The organism is Acinetobacter sp. ABJ-A23_2 (assembly GCF_044538765.1).
Taxonomy (GTDB): domain Bacteria; phylum Pseudomonadota; class Gammaproteobacteria; order Pseudomonadales; family Moraxellaceae; genus Acinetobacter; species Acinetobacter nosocomialis_A.
This window is the reverse complement of sequence record NZ_JBIUCP010000006.1, coordinates 1-22,630: the sequence shown is the minus strand read 5'-3', so window position 1 is coordinate 22,630 and position 22,630 is coordinate 1. Positions and strand designations below refer to the sequence as shown.

The window sequence follows — 22,630 nt, the reverse complement described above, 5'->3', positions numbered from 1 at the left end:
GAATTTAAAATGGCAAAATTATTTGAAACGGTTAATTTTGATTCGCTACAACTGGTCAATAGAATTGTAATTGCCCCAATGTGCCAATATTCGGCAACGGATGAAGGCGAAATTACTTATTGGCATGAGCAGCAATGGGCAAATTATGCTTTGTCTGGGGCTGGTCTATGTATTGTGGAAGCTACTGCTGTACAAGCGGAAGGTCGAATTAGTTATGCGGATCTTGGACTTTGGAATGATCAGCAACGTGACCAGATCAAAACTTTATTAGGGAAAGTTAAAACACTTTCTCCTATGCCATTTGGAATTCAGTTAGCGCATGCTGGACGTAAAGCATCGACTGAAAAGCCTTGGTTGGGTAAGGGACAAATTGCAGAAAATCAGCCACATGGCTGGCAAACAGTTGCTCCAAGTACAAGTACCTTTTCAGTTCACGATGCAGCGTCACATGCATTAACAATAGATGAAATTAAACAAGTTCAACAAGACTTTGCTGCTGCGGCAAAACGTGCAGTTGAAGCTGGCTTTGAGCTAATTGAAGTACATGCAGCACATGGTTACTTGTTGCATCAATTTTTATCGCCAATTGCCAACCAAAGAACGGATGAATATGGCGGTTCTTTAGAAAACCGTATGCGTATGACACTTGAAGTACTTCAAGCAATTAAACTCGCGGTTCCTGAAGGCTATCCAGTAGGAGTACGTCTATCTGCAACTGACTGGATGGATGGTAACGAACAGTGGGATATTGAATCTACGGTTGGTTTATCAAAAGCTTTAGAGCAGCTAGGCGCGGCCTATATTCATGTGTCTAGCGGTGGTTTACATGAACATCAAAATATTACCATTGGAGCGGGCTACCAAGTTCCATTTGCAGAACAGGTTAAGAAGCATGTGTCTATTCCTGTGATTGCAGTAGGACTGATTACCGAGCCAGAACATGCTGAACAAATTTTAGAAAATCAGCAAGCGGATGCAATTGGCCTTGCTCGTGCTATGTTATATGACCCGCGTTGGCCGTGGCATGCAGCCGCTACACTAGGAGCAAAAGTTAAAATTGCCCCTCAGTACTTGCGTTGTCAGCCACATGGCTTAAAACAGCTTTTTGATTCTTTTTAGTTTATCAGCGGGCAAATTAAGATTTGCCCGTTTTTTTATTTTGAGATGAGTGAGGGAACATTCTGTGGTTTTTCAGGTAATTTTACCAATCTTACTTTTGTTGTTGATAGGGTACTGTAGTGTCCTTATTAAATTGGTAACACCTGAGCAGATAAAAGCCCTGAGTGCATTCGTTATTAAAATTGCTCTTCCTGCATTTTTAATTCAGTCTTTAGCCAATAAAAACTTACAAGAGATTTGGCATCCAGCTTATTTTATTGCTTATGGTGGTGGCTCTTTAATCTTGTTTACTCTGGCTTTTATCATTTATCGAAAGTTTTTTAAGAATAGCCTAACCCATAGCGCCGTCATTTCTATGGGGGCTTCTATGTCGAATACAGGCTTTATGGGTACGGCTATTTTGACTATGCTCATGGGTAGCCACGCTGCAATCTATATTTCTTTAACCTTAATTATTGAAAACTTATTAATTGTGGCTTTAATGCTCATTTTGGCTGAAGCCGGTTTGCATCAACAACAGCAACTTTTACCACTTCTTAAAAAGACTTTTATTAACTTACTTAAAAACCCTGTAATTATTGCAATTCTGGTTGGAATGAGCTGTATTTTACTCGGTATTCATCTACCTTCAAAACTTGCTCAAGCCTTAGAACTGTTAGGAAAGACAGCCTCGCCATTAGCACTATTTGCTATTGGCGGCAGCTTGGTTGGTATTGGTATTGGTATTACTGCCGTGAATTTACAAAGTTTATTGTTGGCTGGGTTTAATGTCATTCTCATGCCAGTTGTGATTTTTGGGTTGTTCCTTTTATTACCAAACGTCAGTCAAGAGATGTTATATGCTGGAACATTAATTGCGGCACTGCCGATGCCAATTGCTTTTGGTATTTTTGGGCAAGCATACGGTTTAAATGAAAGGGCATTAACACCTTTGATGATAAGCACCATTATTGGTTTTATTGGAGTAAGTGGGCTTATCGCTTTGTGGTGGTAAAAGAAAAGCCCCATGCGGGGCTATTGTTTCTTTACTATTTTTTAGATGCTGGCTGTGTAGGGGCAGCTGCAGCTTGTTTATTCTTCTCAGCAATAATCTTTTCGACTGAAGCTAAAGATTCTCTAGCGTTAGGAACATTTTGGTTAGCAAGCTCAGTAAAAATCTGTTTTGCTTGAGGCAAGTTTTGAGGAATGATATTTCCATTTGCCATCATGGTCGCTAAAGCCATAGATGCTGGCGCATAACCTTTTTGGGCGATCGCTTGTAATGCTTCAATGCCTTGGCGTTTCATTAGCGGGTTTTTATTTTCAACCCCTTGGCTAATATCATAAAGTGCTTTGACCTGAATAGCAGGGTAGTTTCCTTTTCTAATCAAAGGCGCTAGCTTTTGTAAAGCAATTTGATGAGATTGAGGCTTTTTCTGTGCAAATAAAATGGTCGCAATTTTTACCGTTGCATCATCAGAGCCTTGAGCTGATGCTTTTTGTACATATTGGCTAAATTTATTACTGTCTTTTGCAACGCCTAATTCACCAGTTTCATAAATTTGCGCAAGTCTATAACTGGCCTGAGCATAGCCCTTATTCGAGGCATCCTCATAATATTTCAGAGCTTTAGCGTTATCTTTTGCCGTACCTTGTCCCATTTGCGTCATATAGCCTAAGTTATAGATCGCTTGAGCATTTCCTGTCTGTGCAAGGCGCTGGATTTCTTGAAAGGCAGCGGGATAATTTTTTGCTGCATACAGTTGTTCTGCCTGTTTAAAGACATCATTTTTTGCCGCAGATGCTGTACTGTCTGCCGCAAAAATGGACGAACTTGAAATGGCGATTAGGCTGGCGATGAGTAATTTTTTCATTTCTTTTTAACCTTTTACTTCGTAGCTACATCATTCCGTCGATGTATTGAATCAACTCAACTTCTCATCATAAATAGTGGTGGATGAAAGTAAACAGCCGATTTGTATATAAAACGATGTCTATAAAGCAAACTGTGGAGAAAAATGATATGCCACTCTGGCTAAGAGAGTGGCATATAGACTTATTTTACTGACTTAAGTAATGCTTCAATTTGTTTTGCATCACTTGGTACACCTGAGATTCTTTGTCCATCTTGCAAGAACAATGTTGGTGTTCCATCGATATTTAATTTTTGACCTAAAGCAATATTCTTTTGAATTGGGCTTGAGCAACTTTTGCTATTAGTCGGCAATTTGCGGTTAAGCATATAATTGGTCCAAGCTTCAGACGGGTTCTTTGAACACCAGATTTGGTTTGAAACTTTTTCAGCATTTGGGTGCAAACTGGTCAGTGGGTATAAGAATACATATACCGTTACGTTATCTACCCCAACCATGTTTTGTTCTAGACGTTGGCAGTAAGGGCAATCAGGATCACTGAAAATATAAAGAGTACGTTCCCCTTTACCTTTTACATATTTAATCGCCTGATTTAGTGGTAGGCTTTTAACATCAATTTTACCCAATTCGGCAATTCGTTCTTCTGTCATATTTTTTTGTTGTTTGATATCAACTAAATTGCCTACAAAGAAGTATTTAGCATCTTGATTGGTATAAACAATACGACCGCTTGTATACACTTCATAAATACCTTGCACAGGTGATTGATAAACACCCTTTACAGGTAAATCTGGATAATTTGTCTTCAGATTTTGTTCAAGTGTTTTTACATCAGCATGAGCAGAACCGAAAAAAGCCAAACTTAACATGAGTGTGGCAAGTTTAGTTTTCATATTTTTTCTCTTAGATTTCAACCTCGATTATGATGGCATAGAAAAATTAAAAAATTGATGCCCTAATTAAATGAATTTATTAGAATTTTGTATCTATAAAAAAGCCCGTAGGGGTATCCACGGGCTTTTTATTTGCTAAATATAATTATTGTGGTCTAGCAACATCACCACTTAAAGCTTCTGGCAAATCGAGAACTTGAAGACCAAGTTCTGCTAGAGCAGCAGGTTTCGCAACAACCAATGCAATATATCCGTCAGTGGTTTGTGTACTATTTACCACTTCAATATCATTATTTAATTGAGTTGCTGGAGCCGGTGCTTCACCTGTGCCTTGAATTAAATGTAACCAGTGTTTTGGTTTTGCTTTAAACCAAAGACGCGCCACAATTTCCTGACCTAAATAACAGCCTTTATCGTAATTGACGCCTTCACGTTGATGTAAACGTAATTCTTGTGGTTGGAACTCATGTTCAGTTGCTTGAGCAATCCATGCTTGCCCCGTCATGATGGCTTGTTTTTGCCATTCGGAAACATCAGTTTCTGTAGAACTAAACTCAGTGTGTCCATTTACAACTTTTGGAAACACAGTGCCTTGTTCACTTAAGGTCATTTTTGAAAATGCACCATATTTTTTAATATGCTTAGCGAACTCTTCAGCTTGATCTTGAGTAACAACAATCTCAAAACTTTCAGCGTTAATCTTTTTTAGCCATAGGCCAAAGTGAATACGACCTTTAAGATCACAAATGGCTGTATAGCGTGTTTCATTTTCAGCTAAACGCTCAGTATCGACAGTCACTTGGCCTTGTAAAAACTTCTGTGCATCTACACCGTTTAATGCATATGAGGAGAAAGCGAGCAGACTCATGATTAATCTCAAATTCAATATGTTTCTTTATGATTGCTGACTATTTTGCTCCATTTTTATCAAAAAATCAGCCTTAGTTTTCGTAATTTAGTTTTGTCAGAAACTGATGGTATAAATGGAAAAACACCAAAAATATACGTTAAAAGAAATTCTACGGTTTAAGCTATTAAGCACAATTTTTATAACCTAAATGGACTTAAAACAAGGAGAATATAATGGCAACAGGTACAGTAAAATTACATCGTGTATTTAAAGCACCCGCTGAACGGGTTTATCGTGCTTTTCTCGACCCAGATGCTTTAGTGAAGTGGATGGCACCCCACGGTTTTACTGCGAAAATTCATAGTTTTGATTCAAATGTAGGTGGCTCATACAAAATGAGTTTTACCAACTTTTCGACAGGATCAACACATTCATTTGGGGGAACTTATGTCGAACTCATTCCAAATGAATTAATTCGTTATAACGACCAATTTGATGATTCAAATTTACCTGGCACTATGCAGGTGACTATTATATTAAAAACCGTATTAGTAGGTACAGAGGTGCATATTACCCAAGAAGGAATACCGGAAGTTATTCCTGTAGAGGCGTGTTATTTAGGATGGCAGGAGTCTTTGTCGTTATTAACACTGTTAGTAGAAGCCGAAATCCCAGATCAGTAATCGCCTTTTAAAATTTTAAACATCCTAAAGAAAAAAGTGAGTAGAGAACTACTCACTTTTTTCTTTTTTAATTACGCTTAAAAGAGAACAAAATATTAAAGTTGATGAGGCCCAAACAATGAGGCTGTCTAGTGAGAAAAAGAGATGGAAATACACATTAAAAGAATTTATGAACATGTAAGTACCAATGATGGAAAACGAATATTAGTTGATCGGCTATGGAGTCGAGGGATAAGTAAAGAAAATGCCCATTTAGATTTATGGTTAAAAGAAATAGCCCCCTCGACTGAACTGCGTAAGTGGTTTCATGCAGAGTCCTTAGAGCATTGGAGTGAGTTCAAACAGCGCTATTTAAAAGAACTAGAATCAAACCCAGCAGTTAAAGAGTTACAAGACATTGTGTCCAAGCATAAAGTTACTCTTTTATATTCGGCAAAAGATGTGGAGCATAACCATGCGATTATTTTAAGAGACTATTTATTAGAGAAAGAGAGGAAATGAATATATAAATTTTTTTTTGGTAAAAGTCTTTTATTTAAAACTTTAAAAAATGAGTCATATCTCGCATAATATACTTTTTGAGATTTTTTTATGTCTTTACCAAATTGCCCAAAATGCCAATCAGAATATACCTATCAAGACGGCGACTTATTAATTTGCCCTGAATGCTCACATGAGTGGAAGGAAGGGGAAGCTTCAATTGCTGATGAACAAGAAGTCATTAAAGATGCAAATGGTAATGTCTTGGCAGATGGTGATAGTGTCACTGTGATTAAAGACTTAAAAATTAAAGGTTCATCTTCGGTTGTTAAAGTGGGAACAAAAGTAAAAACAATTCGTTTAGTTCCCGATGCAAGTGATGGCCATAATATTGATTGCAAAATTGATGGTATTGGTCAGATGAAATTAAAATCTGAATTTGTAAAAAAAGCTTAATTTGTTAATTTTAATTACATTTCGGTAGAGGTACCCATCAAGCCTCTACCTTTTTTAACTTTCAACATCCTTATAATTTTATTACGATAATGTATAAAAAGTAGACTACCCAAAGTTACACAGCTCATTTATATTGTCATCAATAACAAATAACTTTCGTCCAGAATAATAACGAAAGTCATACCCACACCAACAAAAAAACGAGGTTCTTATGGCAGGATGGTACGAGATTTCACAAGCGAATGATGGACAATATCGCTTTGTACTCAAGGCTGGTAATGGCGAAATTATTTTAAATAGTGAGCTATATAAAGCGAAAGCATCAGCAGTCAATGGTATTGAGTCAGTTCAAAAAAATAGTGGTGACGATGGGCGATATGATCGTTTAACTGCAAAAAATGGGAAACCTTACTTCAATTTAAAAGCTGCAAATCATCAAATTATTGGTACGAGTCAGTTCTATGCCAGTGAAGCATCACGCGATAAAGGAATTGAGTCGGTAAAAACCAATGGATCTTCGGCAACCATTAAAGACTTAACGGTTGAGGCGTAAAAATTAAATGTAAAAAAAGCAGCTTCTAAAAGCTGCTTTTTTATTTATGTATTTATTAACGTGCTAATTTAGCTAAAAGTTCTTCTTTAGTTAAATTGCTCGCTTCAGCATCGCGGCGACCTTTATATTCAAACGTACCAGCATCAAGGCCTTTTTCACCAATCACGATACGGTGTGGAATACCCATTAACTCAAGGTCAGAGAATTTAACGCCCGGACGTTCGTTACGGTCATCAAGTAATACATCAAAACCTTGAGCTTGAAGTTCTGCATAAAGTGCTTCAGCGGCTTCAAGCGTACGAGGTGATTTGTGCGCATTCATTGGAACAATTGCGATTTCAAAAGGTGCAATCGCTTGAGGCCAAATAATACCTTTGTCATCGTAGTTTTGTTCAATTGCAGCTGCAACTACACGGGTTACACCAATACCGTAACAACCCATCGTTACAGTAAATGGTTTGCCATCTTCACCCAAAACTTTACAGCCTAAAGCTTCAGAATACTTAGTACCAAGCTGGAAAATATGACCAACTTCAATACCGCGTTTAATTTGTAGTGTACCTTTACCATCTGGAGATGGGTCGCCTTCAACCACATTACGCAAATCAAAGACTTCAGTAATTTGGGCATCACGTTCCCAGTTTACGCCGACAGCGTGTTTGTCAGCTTCATTTGCACCAGCAACGAAGTCAGAAAGAACAGAAGCAGCACGGTCAACAATTACAGTGATACCTTTTTCAACTAAACCTTGTGGACCTGTAAAGCCAGCAGTTAAGCCAAATGCTTGAAGTTGCTCTTCTGTTGCAAACGTAAGAGGAGCCGCAACTAAAGGATGTTTCTCAGCTTTAATTTCATTGAGTTCGTGATCGCCACGTAAGAATAGGGCAACGACAGGTACATTACCTTTTTCGTCTGCAATACCTTGAACCAATAACGCTTTTACTGATTGTTTCGGATCAGCATTTAAGAACTGGCATACATCAGCAATTGTTTTTTGGTTTGGTGTTTCAACCAACTTAAATTCTTGTGCAGGCGCTGCGCGTTCACCTACTAAAACAGCCTCAGCCATTTCAACGTTTGCTGCATAATCAGATTCAGTTGAAAATGCGATGTCATCTTCACCACTTGAAGCCAATACATGGAACTCATGTGAAGCTGAACCACCAATCGAGCCAGTATCTGCTTGAACTGGGCGGAAGTCTAAACCTAAGCGAGTAAAAATACGGCTATAAGTGTCGTACATCACATCATAAGTTTCTTGTAATGATTCTTGAGTTGCATGGAAAGAATAAGCATCTTTCATAATGAACTCGCGTGAACGCATTACACCAAAACGTGGACGAATTTCATCACGGAATTTGGTTTGAATTTGATAGAAATTTACAGGAAGCTGTTTATAACTTTTTAGCTCGTTACGTGCTAAATCCGTGATTACTTCTTCATGTGTAGGACCAAGCACAAACGGGTTGTCGTGACGGTCTTTGAAGCGTAATAATTCAGGGCCGTATTGTTCATAACGACCTGATTCTTCCCACAAGCTAGCGGGTTGAGTCACGGGCATGAACACTTCCATAGCACCTGAACGATTCATTTCTTCACGAACAATCGCATCAACTTTTTTAAGCACACGTGTTCCCATCGGCAGCCATGTATATAAACCAGATGCCAATTTACGAATCATCCCCGCACGTAACATGAGCTGATGTGAAATCACTTCAGCATCGTTTGGGGTTTCTCTCAACGTTGCAAATAAAAAGCGGCTTGCGCGCATGGAAAAAGTCCTAAAAAAGTTAAGCGTTATAAAAACGCAGATTATACGATAGTTGCTGCATTATGACATGAATCGTCGAGTTTGACGCAGCATAAAGTTTTTCAAGTCATCCAGATAAGTGAAAATGACGGGTACTACTACAAGAGTCAACAGGGTAGAGGTTATTACGCCACCAATAACAGCATGGGCCATTGGCGCACTTTGTTCTCCGCCTTCACCCAAACCTAAAGCTAATGGAACCATACCCATGACCATCGCACTTGTGGTCATTAAGATTGGGCGTAAACGGGTTTTACCTGCTTGTAAAATAGCTTCATAACGACTTTCCCCATGTTCCATGGACTTTTTAATAAAGTCGATAAGTAAAATCGCGTTTTTGGTTACCAGCCCCATGAGCATAATGATGCCAATAATTGAAAATAGGTTTAGGGTACTTCTAAACAAGAAGAGGGCAAGAAATACCCCAATCAATGACAATGGTAAAGATGCCATAATCGCAGCAGGGTGAATAAAACTATTAAACTGAGAACCCAAAACAATATAAATAAATACAATGGAAAGCGTAATAGCAGTTAATGCATAACCTGCGGACTCGGCCATGTCGGCATTGGCACCTTGGGTGTTGAAGGTATAACCAGCAGGCAATTTAAATGCTTTTTGCATTTTATCGATGTCTTTACCGATATCCCCACTTGGGCGTCCTGACGTATTGGCTTGGATGAGTACTTCGCGCTCAAGATCACGTCGATTAATTTGTGATGCACCGAGTTTTTCCTCGGTTGTTGCTACTGCACTCAATGGAACTAATATTGGTTGTCCGTTTGCACCAGTTTTGTTTGAGTTGAGATATAAATTTTGCACATCCTGAGGAAGCATGCGTTTGTTTTCATTTAATCGAATATTAACGTCATAAGTTTCGCCGTCACGATCTTCCCAAGTTGTGACATTGTCGCCCGCGATTAATGGACGAATTGCATTGGCAACTTGAGAAACAGACAGCCCTAAGTCACTTGCCAGTACACGGTTAATATGAACCCCTAAAGTGGGTTTTGGTTCTTTTAATGAGCTTTCTAAATCGACCACACCTTTAATTTTGCCCATTTCAGTCATAAATCGATTTGAAATTTTTTGAAGTTCATTCAGGTCAGTCCCTTTAATTGAAATCATGATTGGCTTTTGACCACCAGAAACTGAATCTTGAGCAGCAGCAACGGAGGTAACATGAATACCCGCTACTGTTTGCAAACGATCACGGAACTCATTGTTGAGCGTTGTTAAGTCTGAACTACGTTCTTGTTTTGGTTTTAAAGTCACCCCTAAACCAGCATGGTTTTTACCAGCATCTATTGTGCTATTTACAACCCCGTAGGTAGAAACAACATCGGGGAATTGTCTAATAATTTGGTCGACTTGATGTAACTTAGCTTGGGTATATTCTAAAGAAGCATCGACGGGCGTTTCGAACTGAATACGAATTTCGCCTTTATCTGGGACTGGTACAAATTCGGTTCCAATCAATTTAGATAAACCTAAGGCAGCGACGAGTGAAGCAATCGCAATAATGACTGTAATGAAACGAAAGCGTAGGGCAAGCTTCAACAGCTTTTCATAAATATGGGTAAGGCCATCTAATAATTTAGAAATATGATTAAAGAAACGTTGTAGTCGACTTTCTTTTTTCTTTACCGAGTCTTTCCAATGCGCTGAAAGCATCGGGTCGAGTGTAAAACTGATAAACATAGAAATGAGAACAGCTGTACTTACAGTTACGCCAAACTGGTAGAAGAAACGGCCAATTAAACCACCCATGAAAGCAACAGGTAAAAATACCGCAACAATGGTAAGCGTGGTTGCGAGTACTGCTAATCCAATTTCTTTGGTGCCTTCTAAAGCTGCGGTGACATGGTCTTTGCCGAGCTCTGTATGTCTAACAATGTTTTCTCGAACTACAATCGCGTCATCAATTAACAGACCGATACTCAGTGACAGGGCTAACAGCGTCATCATGTTAATACTAAAACCAAAAGCCCAAATGAACGTTAATGTTCCTAGCAAGGTAATGGGTAAAGTTAAACCTGTAATGACGGTAGAACGGAAAGAACCTAAAAAGAGTAAAACAATTAAAACTGCTAAGCCTGCCCCTTCAAGAATGGTACGAACAACGTCTTTAATTGAAGCGCGAATACCTTTGGAGCTGTCTGCCACGACTTTATAATTTAAACCCGCAGGCATTTGAGCTTTTAGCTTCTCTAAAGTTTGGTAAGTTTTATCGACGACTTGAATTACATTGGCATCTGAACTTTTTAAAATATCGATAGAGACTGCGGTTCTTCCATTATAAAAAGCACTGGATTGTAGTTCGGCTTGAGTATCTTCAACAGTTGCCACTTGTTTTAGAAAAATAGGGGAGCCATTTTTATTGGCAATGACCAAATCACCAAAGCCAAAAGGATGAATAACTTTTGATTGAATCTGTACCACGAGTTCAGAATTCTTTTGCTGTAAGGTTCCTGCAGGAACTTCTATGTTTTCATTTTTTAGCGTGTTAATAACCTGATCAATGCCAATACCGTAGCTTTGCAATTGTTCAGGATGAACTTTAATCCGAATTTGACGTTTAGCGTCACCTAGTAAGTTGACATTACCTACACCAGAAACGGTTTTAAGCTGAGGCACAATTTTTTTATCTACATATGAACTTAATTGAGCCAAGCTCATCGTATTCGATTCGAATACCACCGACATAATTGGGCTAGATGAAGGATCGTAGCGTTGCACAATCGGAGTATCAATTTCATCACGAAATTGAGCGATAACAGGAGCAATTTTGTCGCGGACATCTTGGGCAGCAATTGCTGAAGAGGTATCAAGATTAAACTCAGCAATGACCATCGAAGACCCTTCACTTGAACGTGAAGTAATTTGTTTAATGCCCGAAATGGTATTAATTTGGTCTTCGAGTTTTTTGGTAATATCAGACTCAACCGCTTCAGGTGAAGCACCAGCATATTGCGTAGTGACGACTACAAATGGGAAATCTACATTAGGAAACTCTTCAACCGTCATGCGTTTCCAAGAGGCTAACCCAAGTACCATTAAGCACAGCATCATCATAATGGTAAAAACGGGGTACTTCACACTGATTCGGGTAAACCACATAAGCTATTTGCTACCTTATTTATTTTTTTCGGCTGTAAGCATCACTTTTTTATCGATATCAGTATCTTCAAACTGGATACGACTTACTTGATCTGTACTTTGTAAACCTTGTACCAAAGCAATGTTTTCATTGTAACGTTGCTCAATTACCCGAATCTTGACCTTTTGAATAGTCTGATTGCGTATTACCCATACGAAAGGATCTTGTTGCAGGTTTTGAATACTATCTAAAGGAATGGTTTGTCCTTGATTGCGATCACTTTGCAAAATAATGCCATTAATGAATGCACCGATACTTAATGAATCAATCGCTTCTTTAGGAGCCGCAAAGAATTCAATTTGACGACTATCTTGGTCTGCTACAGGTGAGACTCGAGTCAGTATGGCATGTAATTGTTTTGAATTACCCTGAATCTGATATTGAATAGAACTACCGACTTTTAGTGCAGATTGTTGCTCAATAGGAAACTTTGCCTGTATTTCTAATTGATCAGGATTAACGATTTCAAATAGTGTTTGCCCAACAGATACAGTCTGTCCCGGTTCAACTTGTCGTTTAGTAATCACACCTGAAATAGGACTCGTAATGATACCGTCCCGATCAGCTTTTTTAGCAATATCAACATTGGCTTGTTGCGCTCTAACACTTTCAAGTTGACCCTTATAATCTACTTGACTCTGTTCAAAATCCACACGGGCAATAAAGCCTTGATTGAGTAATCTTTGTTTTCGATTCATTAAATTACGTGCGAGCTCTGCTTGTGCCTGAGCAGAAGCAAGATTAGCTTCTGCCTGAGCTAAACGTGCAGCATTGTCTTGATTATTTAACCTGACTAATACTTGGCCTTTTTGTACTTTTTGACCTACATTTGCATTAACGGATGTTGCTGTCGCACTGACTTGAGCTTGAATAGAACTTTGCTGTACTGCGCGAATAGTTCCTGTAAAAGCAGTTTGAGCAGCAAGCGAACCTTGTTTTACAGAAATTAAATCTTGAGGAATGAGTTCAATTTTTTTAGGTTCAGATGCTGTTGTTTTTGGTGCTTCTTGCTGATGACATGCAGCCAAAATCAAACTCAGGCTGATCAAGCTTAATTTAAAAATAGTAGAAGGGGTGAGATGCGTTGTGCGCATACAGCATCATCCTGTAATTCAAATTTTATTTTGCCCCTATTCTTGATAAAGCTGTGCGCTTATTCAAGCTTTTTTAAACGTTCGATAATATTTTCATACTCTTTGTTAGTGCGGTTATAATTTTTTGAAAGTATTTCAAGTGTTTGTTTAACTTTTAAAATGTTAACTAGATTATTTTCAATCAAAGTTTTATGCCTTTCAGGAACTTTTTCACCTTTACGAAAATATTCCATTTCCTGTCGTTTAAATAAAATTTTGTCTTGTTGTAACTGATTGAGTTGTTCTTGCTGATAATTCATTTGTTTTTTTATGGCCAATAAAGCTTGGTCTCTTTTAATCACCGCAGTTTTACTATTGCTATATGCTTTTTTTAACTTGTTATCTTCTTCTCTGTATCGAGCTGATAATGCACGCTGAGAGGATTGGTTTAAATCAGCCTCTGAATTATAGGGATGATTTCTTTTAATGACCTGCATATTTTGATCGAGTGCTTCATATCCATAGCGGATATGAGCTGGGGTTACAGATGTGCTGATATTGGCAATGCCATGTTGATCATAATAGCGATACCAGACAGCTTTAGGAGCATCATTTGCAGCTAAAGTTGGGGAAGATAAAAACAGTGCCCCGCAGGAGGCAATGCCTATAAATACAGACAAGCAGTTCCTATAAAAGGCGTATTTCACCCGCTTATTCATAAAATTCCCCAAAAAAGAAAGCTAAGCCACTTATTTTTAAATAGTTAATCTTAAATATATTAGTTATTATTTAACTGAATAAAAATATTAATATTATAAAAAAAATGATAATTTTTTCGAAAGTGTGATGAGGTTAAAAGTTATTGTTTATAAATGAGAAAGTAGACAAAAACCTTTCATTGAAAATAGAAGTATAGATATGTTAAAAATGCGTATAAATCTGTAAAAACAAATTTAAGTTAAATTGCATTTATATTTTATGTTATGGGGATGGAAGATTAAATGGAAGATGCGTTCCAAAATCTGAAAGTAATGGTTATTGATGACTCAAAAACTATTCGCCGTACAGCAGAAACATTATTGCAACGTGAAGGTTGTGAAGTGATTACTGCTGTCGATGGATTTGAAGCTTTATCTAAAATTGCTGAAGCTAATCCAGATATCGTTTTTGTAGATATCATGATGCCTCGTTTAGACGGTTATCAAACTTGTGCTCTGATTAAGAACTCTCAAAGTTATCAGAACATTCCCGTTATCATGCTCTCTAGTAAAGATGGTCTATTTGATCAGGCAAAAGGGCGTGTGGTAGGTTCAGATGAATACTTGACGAAACCATTTAGCAAAGATGAATTGCTAAATGCGATTCGTAATCATGTAAGTTCATAATTAAGTAATTTAAGGGCAAAGAAATGGCACGTATTCTTATTGTTGATGACTCACCAACAGAAACTTATCGTTTTAGAGAAATTCTAACCAAGCATGGCTATGATGTACTTGAAGCATCTAATGGTGCAGATGGTGTAACTTTGGCAAAAGCAGAACAGCCTGACTTAGTGTTAATGGATGTTGTAATGCCTGGTGTAAATGGCTTTCAGGCAACACGTCAGATTACTCGTGATGAAGACACTAAGCATATTCCAGTGGTTATTGTGAGTACTAAAGATCAGGCAACTGACCGAGTATGGGGCAAACGTCAAGGCGCGCTTGATTACTTGATTAAGCCGATTGAAGAAAAGCAATTGATCGATGTAATTAAACAATTTCTAAATTAACTCATCCATTCATAAAAACATAAATGGCGGGATCTAGACCCGTCTTATAGGATCGAGTATGGCCGCGAACGGATTTATCGAGTTACTTCGTTTGTCTAAACGAGGTAACAAGAATTACGCTTCAGTCCAAAATGAAGCAGAGCGATGGTCAGGAATTGCTTTTGAAATGAGAGGGCAATACTTCGTCGCACCACTTGGGGAAGTGTCAGAAGTAATCTATCCACCAAAATATACACCTGTTCCAAATACCCAAAGTTGGGTAAAGGGGTTGGCAAATATTCGGGGAAGATTACTTTCAGTTTCTGACTTGGCACATTTTATTTCAGGGCAACGAAGTTCATTTTCGGCTGCCCAAAAAGTGTTATGTATTAGCCATCACGACCAATATGTGGGGTTGGTTGTTGATCAGGTCTTGGGGATCCAACACTTTAATAAAAAAAGCTTTTTTTCTCAAAGTTTAAACTTGGAGGAAAATTTAAAAGAATATTGCCAAGGTTATTTTCACCAGCACAATCAGCACTGGCATGTCTTTTTATTTAGTCGATTATTGCAAAACCCACATTATATGAATGCATCGACAAAATTTATAAACTAATTTTTATGCTGTTAATAAACAGCGTATTTTTCTGGGGAGAAGCTGTATGGGCTTTAAACTTAAAAAGAAAAGTGGCAATCGTGGTGTAAACGAAAAATCGAATGTCAACTTTGTTGCGAAAATCCAGTCACAAATTGACCAATATGCCAGTTTATTTGGGGAAAGTAAAAAGTCCAAGCCTATCCTTTATGTAGCGTCTGCATGTTTAGTATTAGCTTCAACTTCGCTCGCTTATTTATTTTATAGTGTACCTCGACATAACGAATTAACCCGTAGTATGGGTGAGTTACGTTTATTATCACAAACGATTTCTAGACAGGCTACGGAAGCAACAGCTTCTGGTTCGCCTCAAGCGATGAAAGACTTAATTGAATCGCGTCAAGTTTTCGCCAAAAATATCAAAAATGTCGAAAATATTTATGGCACATCTTCAAAAGAGTATAAGAAAGTAGCGACTCTGTGGAAATCTTTGTCTTATGACGTTGATTTGATTTCATCACAACAGAACGTAATTAACCAGTTATATAATATGAATATCTCGATTAGTGATTCTATTCCTGAGATTCAAGCTGAATATAACTTGATGGTTGATAAGATGGTCCGTGAAAAAGTACCAAGTAGTCAGGTCGTGATTGCTAAAAACCAGGTATTTATTGCGGAACGTATTTTGCGTTCTATTAACTCCGTTTTCGTTGGTACAGAGAACTCTGAAAACTCAGCGCATGACTTTAGTGTCGATATTGAGACTTTTGGTGTGTACTTAGATGCGCAGCTAAACGGAAATGCTGAATTAGGCGTAGCTAAAGTTGAATCCCCAGAAGTGCGTGAATCTTTGGAAGGTATTAAAACTGAGTATGATAAAGTTTTAAAATCTGCCGCGACATCTGTTCTCAAAAATACGAACCAGATCGTAAACGTACGTCAATCATCTAGTGAGATCTTCTCTCAATCTGATGCAATGTTAACTGCATTAGGTGATCTTTCAGAGCAAACACAGTACGGTTGGCAGGCTTTTGCATTAGTTGCGTTGCTTACATTATCGCTTCTTGGCTTAATTGGTTCTGTCTTAAAACTTTTATCTCTTCGTAGTAAAGCAGATAAACAACGTGTAGCGACATTACAAGAAGAATATGATCGTAACCAGAATGCAATTTTACGTTTACTTGACGAAATTGCCGATCTTGCAGATGGTGACTTACGTTCATATGCAACAGTATCGGAAGACTTTACTGGTGCGATTGCCGACTCGATTAACTTTGCGATTGACCAATTACGAGACTTGGTATCTCGAATCCATGAAACATCACAAGAAGTTGCTCGCTATACGCAAGATACTCAAAATATTACCAACCAGTTAGCAGAGGCATCTGAGCACCAAGCACAAGAAATTGCAGGTGCATCAACGGCAATGAACGAAATGGCATTGTCTATTGACCAAGTATCTGCAAACGCTTCTGAGTCTGCTCACGTAGCACAACGTTCGGTATCTATTGCATCTAATGGTGCACAAGTCGTAAACCGTTCTATTGAGGGTATGGATACCATTCGTGAACAGATTCAGGAAACCTCAAAACGTATTAAACGTTTGGGTGAGTCTTCACAAGAAATTGGTAACATCGTATCGCTCATTAACGATATTGCAGACCAAACAAACATCCTTGCATTAAATGCAGCAATTCAAGCATCTATGGCCGGTGAAGCGGGTCGTGGTTTCGCCGTGGTTGCCGACGAAGTCCAGCGTCTTGCAGAACGTTCTGCTTCAGCAACTAAACAGATTGAAACGCTCGTTAAAACCATTCAAACGGATACCAACGAAGCCGTTATCTCAATGGAGCAAACGACAACGGAAGTTGTACGTGGTGCTAACTTGGCGAAAGATGCGGGGATTGCGCTCGATGAAATTCAAAAAGTATCGGGTGACTTGGCAAACTTAATTGCGAGCATTTCTGATGCAGCAAAACTTCAATCAGCTTCTGCGAGTCACATTGCTGCAACCATGACAGTTGTACAAGAAATTACTTCACAAACAACAACGGCAACCTTCGATACTGCTCGTTCTGTATCTGAATTGGCGAACATGTCGGAGTCATTACGTGAGTCAGTAACGGACTTTAAATTACCTGACTAAATTGGGGGATGAGAATAGCTATTCTCATAATAGCTATTCTTTTAAAAGTATGAGCAGCGCCAGACAAATATTGGGGAAATAGCTATTTTTCTGGTGTTGACTCTGTAGTTTTCCCCACTCAGGGGGTAAGCAAAAGAAGCCTTTGCTATGAAAGAAATATTAAAAACTTTAACTGAAGCAATGACGCTACCTGAAGATAGCTATTCTGAACAAGATGCTGAGTTTCTTGACATTTTTGTTGAAGAAATTGAAGAAATTTTTGTTGATTTGCAACCATTGCTAAATGAATGGATGCAGTCTGAGAATACTGCTACGCTCACTGAAATTCGCCGCCATTTTCATACCTTAAAAGGTTCTGGAAGAATGATCGGTGCTAAATCTTCAGCTGAGCTTGCTTGGACAGTTGAAGATACGCTCAATCGAGTAATCAATCAAAGCCTTAAGTTGACTCCAGCTATCCAGAGCTATGTTCAGTTAGTGTTTAAGTTCTATTTCCTTAAATTAGTAGATAACTTTAAGCAAAAAAGAGCACATGCAGTAGATTTTAGACCGCTTATTTTATTAGGCCAACAACTACAACAACAGCAAAGTTTAGAACCTGCTTTAGAAGAGCTTTTACAACTTTCAAATACGCTTACTGCTGAAACAGTAACTGGACTTGAGCTAGATTACATCGAGCAAGATTCATTAGTTGAGCCAATCACTCAAGATGCGCATACTGGAATTGAAATAAATCTAGATGAAACTTTGACCTTATTTATGGAAGAGGCGGAGGAGCATTTAGCTACAATTCACCAGTTCTTAAATCAAGAGCTACACCAGTATGAGAGCTATAATGCTTTAATACGTGCGCTGCATACTTTACGTGGTAGTTCTGCAATGGCGCAGGTCGAAACAATTTTTGACGCCAGTACCAAAGTTGAGCACTTATTTAAAATACTACTGCAAGAAGAGCTTTCTTCTAACTCAGATGAGATTTTATTATTACAACAATATCGTGAGTTTATTAGAGATAGCTTAGAACTACTATCTAACCGTAGTTCAAGTGAACAGCTTGAAGCGAGATTACAGCAGTTTAATCAATCATGGGATGCTTACGTTGAGCAACATGGTGATCGAACAGATCCATTAACGCCGTCTCATGGTTTAGTATCACAATTATTGCTGTTAGATGTTTCTGAGCTACTAGATGCAGAATTAGATTTTGAGAAGGGAATTCGTAATGAATTTCCAAGCTATCTTGAACGTCTAAGTGAACAGGCTGACCTGTTGCTACAACATACACACTCTCAAGCCATGCTTGGTTTGCATGAATATACTAGCCAACTGAAAGAAAGCTATGATGTATTGCTTGATAAACCTGTGTTATTGCAATCAGACTATATTTTTGAAATTTATCAAAAAGCGCATCAACAGCTTATTCAATTGTTCGATGCCTTGGCTGCTGGTCAGCGAGTCGGTATTGTTAAGCAACATCAAAGTATTTTAGAAGAATTAAAACTTTATACGCTACATACTCCGAGCATTGAAAATGATCTGTCTCAGCAAGATTCGATTTCTGTTGAGCCATTATTCAATATTGAACCAGAGCTAGAAGCTGTTGTTACTGTAGAGAGTCTACCAGACTCTGGTGACTGGACTGTATTAAGCCAAAGTGTACAGCAAGATCGCCAGTATATTTCCTCTACACAGGTAAATCGAAACTTTGATGCTGACCTTTTAGATATCTTTCTTGAAGAAGCTGATGAGCTACTTGAAGGAATTGATACCGATCTCAATATTTGGGTCGGTGAGCAAGAAAACTTTGCAGCCCTGAATAATCTAATGCGCTATTTGCATACCTTGAAAGGGGGAGCAAATATGGTTCAGGCGACTTATCTGGGTTCGATTACCCATGAATTAGAAAGTATATATGAGCGTTTAATTCAAAAGCATTTAGTTGCAACCTCACCTTTAATTGATTTTATTCGTTTGGTTCAAGATGACTTGGCTGACCGTCTGCAAATCATGCGTGAACAACAGCTAGATTATGCAGCTCCTTACACCATTAACGCGTTAAAACAAGCGGGTAAAAACTCTAACTTCCAACCTGTACCAATGGTTGAAGCACTTGATACTGAAAGTGAGATATTCTCTGAACAGGAGGTGATATCTGAAGTATTAATAGATGAAATACCGGCAGAAATTGAGCCTGTTCTTGCAGAATTAGAAGCTCATCATGATCAGGTATTTGATACTGTTGTTGCTGAGTTAGCTACGCCAGTTGAAGCAATAACATCCGTTACATCATTGCAAGAGAATGGAGCGGTAGTTGAAGAACAGGATATTACGGCTGTTGTTGAGCAGACATTCCTAGAAGAAGCTGCTGAATTGTTAGAAATGGCTGGTGTGCTATTGAAACAATGGTTTGAGCAGCGTACAAACCGTAGTATTTTGCTTCAATTACAAAGAGCTGTGCACAGTTTGAAGGGTGGTGCACGAATGGTCGGTTTAGAAGCCGTCTACGCGATTGCCTATCAACTTGAAAATACTTTTGAACAATTTGCACTGCATCACTTCAACTCGAATATTTATGACCATTTGCTTGAAAGTGCAGTTGCATGGCTAAAAGATGCTATTTTCAAGCACAATTATCAGCATTTCGATGGGTTACAGCAAAGTTTAGAAAATATTCAATTCTTTGAAACGAATATCCAAATTCCGGCTAAGTTAACGAAAACTGATTTGTTTAGCTCAGAACCTGTGATGACCTTCATACAAGGTGATGGTACAGAACCACCGCCAATGATGGGCGTGTGGGAGCAAACAGAACGTCTGGATCAGAACAATGAAATGATCCGCGTTTCAGCAGACTTGATCGAGAAGATGATTGATTTGTCTGGTGAGAACTCGATTAACCGTTCACGAATTGAAATGGACTTGAGCCAGTTTAGTCATACCTTGGTTGAAATGGAATTGGCTATTCAACGACTTGCCGATCAGTTACGTCGAATGGAAGGCGAGTTAGAAACACAAATTATTGCCAAACATGGTATTGAGCATTCTCGTTATACCGACTTTGACCCTTTAGAGATGGACCAATATTCATCTTTAAATCAGTTATCGAAATCTCTTGCTGAATCTGCGTCGGACTTAGTCGACTTTAAAAATACGTTATCTCACAAGATCAGAGATACAGAAAGTCTGCTTTTACAACAGTCACGAATTCAGGCAGAAATTCAAGAAGGCTTGATGCGAACGCGACTGGTTCCATTTTCGCGTTTGTTACCGCGTTTGCAGCGAATTGTGCGTCAGACATCTACCGCATTGAACAGACCTGCTGAACTTTTTGTAAATAATACAGAAGGCGAGTTAGACCGTAACATTTTAGAACGCTTAGTGACGCCGCTTGAGCATATGCTCAGAAACGCTATTGACCATGGCTTAGAAGACCGAGCACAGCGTCAGCAAGCAAATAAACCTGAAGCAGGGCGTATTGAACTCAATATTCAACGTCAAGGTACAGATGTTGTCGTTGTCTTTAGTGATGATGGACAAGGTATTGATGTTGAAAAAGTGCGCCAGAAAGCACTACTCGCAGGTCTGATCAAGCCCGAACAAGTCTTGGAACAGCAAGACATTCTACAGCTGATCTTCCATCCAGGTTTAAGTACTGCAGAACAGATTACTCAGATTTCTGGGCGTGGTGTTGGACTCGATGTCGTACAAAGCGATATTAAGGCTTTAGGTGGACATGTTAGCGTTGACTCTGTTTACGGTAAGGGAACCACATTTACTATTCGTGTACCGACCACTGTAGCTGTAAGTGATGCCTTAATGGTGAAAGTAGCAGATCAGCAATTTGCGATTCCACTTGCTCAAATCGATCGAATTGTTCGAGTTTCGCCAGCTTCTTTAGAGCAGTATTTTGAAAGTCCTAAAGAACTATTCGAGTATGAAAATAAACGTTATCCATTACGTTATCTTTCAGAATTTGTTGGTAATCAACCAATGCCACGACTAAATGGCATGATGTATTCATTACCTGTCTTAATGATTAAAGCCAACAATGGCCAAACTGTGGCTTTGCTTGTTGACCAGTTAATTGGTTCTCGAGCACAAATTGTAGTGAAACCAATTGGTCAACAGTTCGCTAGCATTGGGGCAATTGCAGGTGCCACGATTTTAGGTGATGGACAGGTTTGCTTAATTTTAGACGGACAAAATATTGCGCGACAAATTCAGTCTACGCCGCGTCATAAGCAGCTTAATGAAGCAGTATATAGACAACGTGAATCAGACGAGCGCCGTCTCGTTATGATTGTCGATGACTCGGTAACTGTACGTAAAGTAACGTCTCGACTACTTGAACGCCAAGGTTACGATGTTGTTACGGCCAAAGATGGTGTGGATGCCATAGAGCAGCTAGAAAATATTAAGCCAGATCTAATGCTACTTGATATTGAAATGCCACGTATGGATGGTTTCGAAGTACTGAATCTTGTACGACATCATGATATGCATCAATACATGCCAATTATTATGATTACATCCAGAACAGGTGAAAAACATCGTGAACGAGCATTCTCGTTAGGTGTAAGTCAATATATGGGTAAACCTTTCCAAGAGGAAGAGTTACTAGAGAATATCGATGCTTTACTTGTAGCTTTTGAAAGCGAGGTCAAATCATGAAAGATAGTGTAAATACATCTTTGATCGGTAATATGGACCAACAAGAGCTACAGCATCTTATTACGGTTTCAACTGGTTTTATTGATGCCTATATCATTGAATGTAATGATCAGGTACCTATGCTATTGCCCCAAAATATTGTTTTATCGGCCATGGATGTAAGAAATGGCGTAAAACATATTGAGTGGCATGATGTAAAGCTACCTATCTATTCAGTCCATAACGAAACTGATCAATATGCTGTAGCACTGGTTATTGAAGGGGAAGATATCAGCCAACGTTTTGCATTAATGTGTAAAACAATGCCACTTTCTGTTCGTCTACGTATTTCTGAAATTGTCGATGAAATAGATGAGCGTCAGGAAGCTGAACAGCACCCAACAGTATTTAAATATGTGCGAATGCAAGATCGACGCTACCATATACCGAACCTAGAATATATTGAAAAAATGCTAGGTTTATAAAGAAAAAAGGAACTCAAAATGAGTTCCTTTTTTTATGATGACTAAATAATATATTAATAATACTAAAAGAT

At 38.6% G+C, this 22,630-nt stretch carries 19 protein-coding genes; 12 read left to right on the top strand and 7 right to left on the bottom strand.

Annotated elements, in window-relative coordinates; all coding sequences use genetic code 11:
• Window positions 1-9: 9 nt before the first annotated feature.
• Window positions 10-1,119, top strand: coding sequence for an NADH:flavin oxidoreductase/NADH oxidase (locus ACH63V_RS03545; protein ID WP_396462764.1), 1,110 nt, complete (start codon window positions 10-12; stop codon window positions 1,117-1,119).
• A gap of 64 nt (window positions 1,120-1,183) precedes the next feature.
• Window positions 1,184-2,113: an AEC family transporter gene (locus ACH63V_RS03540; RefSeq protein WP_396462763.1), complete on the top strand. Its 930-nt coding sequence runs from the start codon at window positions 1,184-1,186 to the stop codon at window positions 2,111-2,113.
• A 34-nt stretch (window positions 2,114-2,147) separates the two neighbouring features.
• On the opposite strand, the gene ACH63V_RS03535 is transcribed toward ACH63V_RS03540, so the two are convergent.
• The 3 genes from ACH63V_RS03535 to ACH63V_RS03525 all read right to left on the bottom strand — a co-directional run bounded on the left by ACH63V_RS03535 (window position 2,148) and on the right by ACH63V_RS03525 (window position 4,733).
• Window positions 2,148-2,972: a tetratricopeptide repeat protein gene (locus ACH63V_RS03535; RefSeq protein WP_304393745.1), complete on the bottom strand. Its 825-nt coding sequence runs from the start codon at window positions 2,970-2,972 to the stop codon at window positions 2,148-2,150.
• 182 nt (window positions 2,973-3,154) lie between these two features.
• The gene (locus tag ACH63V_RS03530; protein WP_031981656.1) at window positions 3,155-3,865 is read right to left on the bottom strand and encodes a DsbC family protein; all 711 of its coding nucleotides are present in this window, start codon (window positions 3,863-3,865) and stop codon (window positions 3,155-3,157) included.
• 145 nt (window positions 3,866-4,010) lie between these two features.
• On the bottom strand, window positions 4,011-4,733 hold the full coding sequence (locus tag ACH63V_RS03525) for a folate-binding protein YgfZ (RefSeq protein WP_304393743.1): 723 nt from the start codon (window positions 4,731-4,733) through the stop codon (window positions 4,011-4,013).
• Between the two features lie 212 nt (window positions 4,734-4,945).
• On the opposite strand from ACH63V_RS03525, the gene ACH63V_RS03520 reads away from it, so the two are divergent.
• The 4 genes from ACH63V_RS03520 (at window position 4,946) to ACH63V_RS03505 (ending at window position 6,887) form a co-directional block, all read left to right on the top strand.
• Window positions 4,946-5,398, top strand: a complete 453-nt coding sequence (locus ACH63V_RS03520; RefSeq protein WP_396462807.1) for an SRPBCC family protein — start codon at window positions 4,946-4,948, stop codon at window positions 5,396-5,398.
• A gap of 144 nt (window positions 5,399-5,542) precedes the next feature.
• Window positions 5,543-5,899 carry a DUF488 domain-containing protein gene (locus ACH63V_RS03515; RefSeq protein ID WP_396462762.1) on the top strand — a complete coding sequence of 119 codons (357 nt, stop codon included), beginning with the start codon at window positions 5,543-5,545 and terminating at the stop codon, window positions 5,897-5,899.
• 90 nt (window positions 5,900-5,989) lie between these two features.
• Window positions 5,990-6,334: a zinc ribbon domain-containing protein YjdM gene (locus ACH63V_RS03510; protein ID WP_019457546.1), complete on the top strand. Its 345-nt coding sequence runs from the start codon at window positions 5,990-5,992 to the stop codon at window positions 6,332-6,334.
• Window positions 6,335-6,545: 211 nt separating this feature from the next.
• Complete coding sequence (locus ACH63V_RS03505; protein ID WP_019457547.1) at window positions 6,546-6,887, top strand: YegP family protein; 342 nt, start codon at window positions 6,546-6,548, stop codon at window positions 6,885-6,887.
• A gap of 55 nt (window positions 6,888-6,942) precedes the next feature.
• Here ACH63V_RS03505 and ACH63V_RS03500 read toward each other — a convergent pair whose 3' ends face one another.
• The 4 genes from ACH63V_RS03500 to ACH63V_RS03485 are packed head-to-tail and all read right to left on the bottom strand — an operon-like array spanning window position 6,943 to window position 13,649.
• Complete coding sequence (locus ACH63V_RS03500; RefSeq protein WP_396462761.1) at window positions 6,943-8,658, bottom strand: proline--tRNA ligase; 1,716 nt, start codon at window positions 8,656-8,658, stop codon at window positions 6,943-6,945.
• A gap of 60 nt (window positions 8,659-8,718) precedes the next feature.
• Window positions 8,719-11,817 carry an efflux RND transporter permease subunit gene (locus tag ACH63V_RS03495; protein ID WP_396462760.1) on the bottom strand — a complete coding sequence of 1,033 codons (3,099 nt, stop codon included), beginning with the start codon at window positions 11,815-11,817 and terminating at the stop codon, window positions 8,719-8,721.
• A gap of 15 nt (window positions 11,818-11,832) precedes the next feature.
• Entirely contained in the window at window positions 11,833-12,951 is a 1,119-nt protein-coding gene (locus ACH63V_RS03490) for an efflux RND transporter periplasmic adaptor subunit (protein ID WP_396462759.1), read from the bottom strand.
• Window positions 12,952-13,010: 59 nt separating this feature from the next.
• Window positions 13,011-13,649, bottom strand: a complete 639-nt coding sequence (locus tag ACH63V_RS03485; RefSeq protein ID WP_396462758.1) for a hypothetical protein — start codon at window positions 13,647-13,649, stop codon at window positions 13,011-13,013.
• Between the two features lie 282 nt (window positions 13,650-13,931).
• Between ACH63V_RS03485 and pilG the strand changes: the two genes are divergently transcribed.
• The 6 genes from pilG (at window position 13,932) to ACH63V_RS03455 (ending at window position 22,559) form a co-directional block, all read left to right on the top strand.
• Window positions 13,932-14,315, top strand: a complete 384-nt coding sequence (gene pilG / locus ACH63V_RS03480; RefSeq protein WP_263614517.1) for a twitching motility response regulator PilG — start codon at window positions 13,932-13,934, stop codon at window positions 14,313-14,315.
• A gap of 23 nt (window positions 14,316-14,338) precedes the next feature.
• Window positions 14,339-14,701, top strand: a complete 363-nt coding sequence (locus ACH63V_RS03475) for a PleD family two-component system response regulator (protein ID WP_004705774.1) — start codon at window positions 14,339-14,341, stop codon at window positions 14,699-14,701.
• A 58-nt stretch (window positions 14,702-14,759) separates the two neighbouring features.
• Window positions 14,760-15,296, top strand: coding sequence for a chemotaxis protein CheW (locus tag ACH63V_RS03470; protein WP_263614516.1), 537 nt, complete (start codon window positions 14,760-14,762; stop codon window positions 15,294-15,296).
• A gap of 46 nt (window positions 15,297-15,342) precedes the next feature.
• Window positions 15,343-17,424 (top strand): methyl-accepting chemotaxis protein, encoded by a 2,082-nt coding sequence (locus ACH63V_RS03465; RefSeq protein ID WP_263614515.1) that lies wholly within the window; start codon window positions 15,343-15,345, stop codon window positions 17,422-17,424.
• Between the two features lie 147 nt (window positions 17,425-17,571).
• On the top strand, window positions 17,572-22,095 hold the full coding sequence (locus tag ACH63V_RS03460; protein WP_396462757.1) for an Hpt domain-containing protein: 4,524 nt from the start codon (window positions 17,572-17,574) through the stop codon (window positions 22,093-22,095).
• The gene (locus ACH63V_RS03455; protein WP_396462756.1) at window positions 22,092-22,559 is read left to right on the top strand and encodes a hypothetical protein; all 468 of its coding nucleotides are present in this window, start codon (window positions 22,092-22,094) and stop codon (window positions 22,557-22,559) included. Before ACH63V_RS03460 ends, ACH63V_RS03455 begins: the two co-directional genes overlap by 4 nt.
• Window positions 22,560-22,630: the final 71 nt, after the last annotated feature.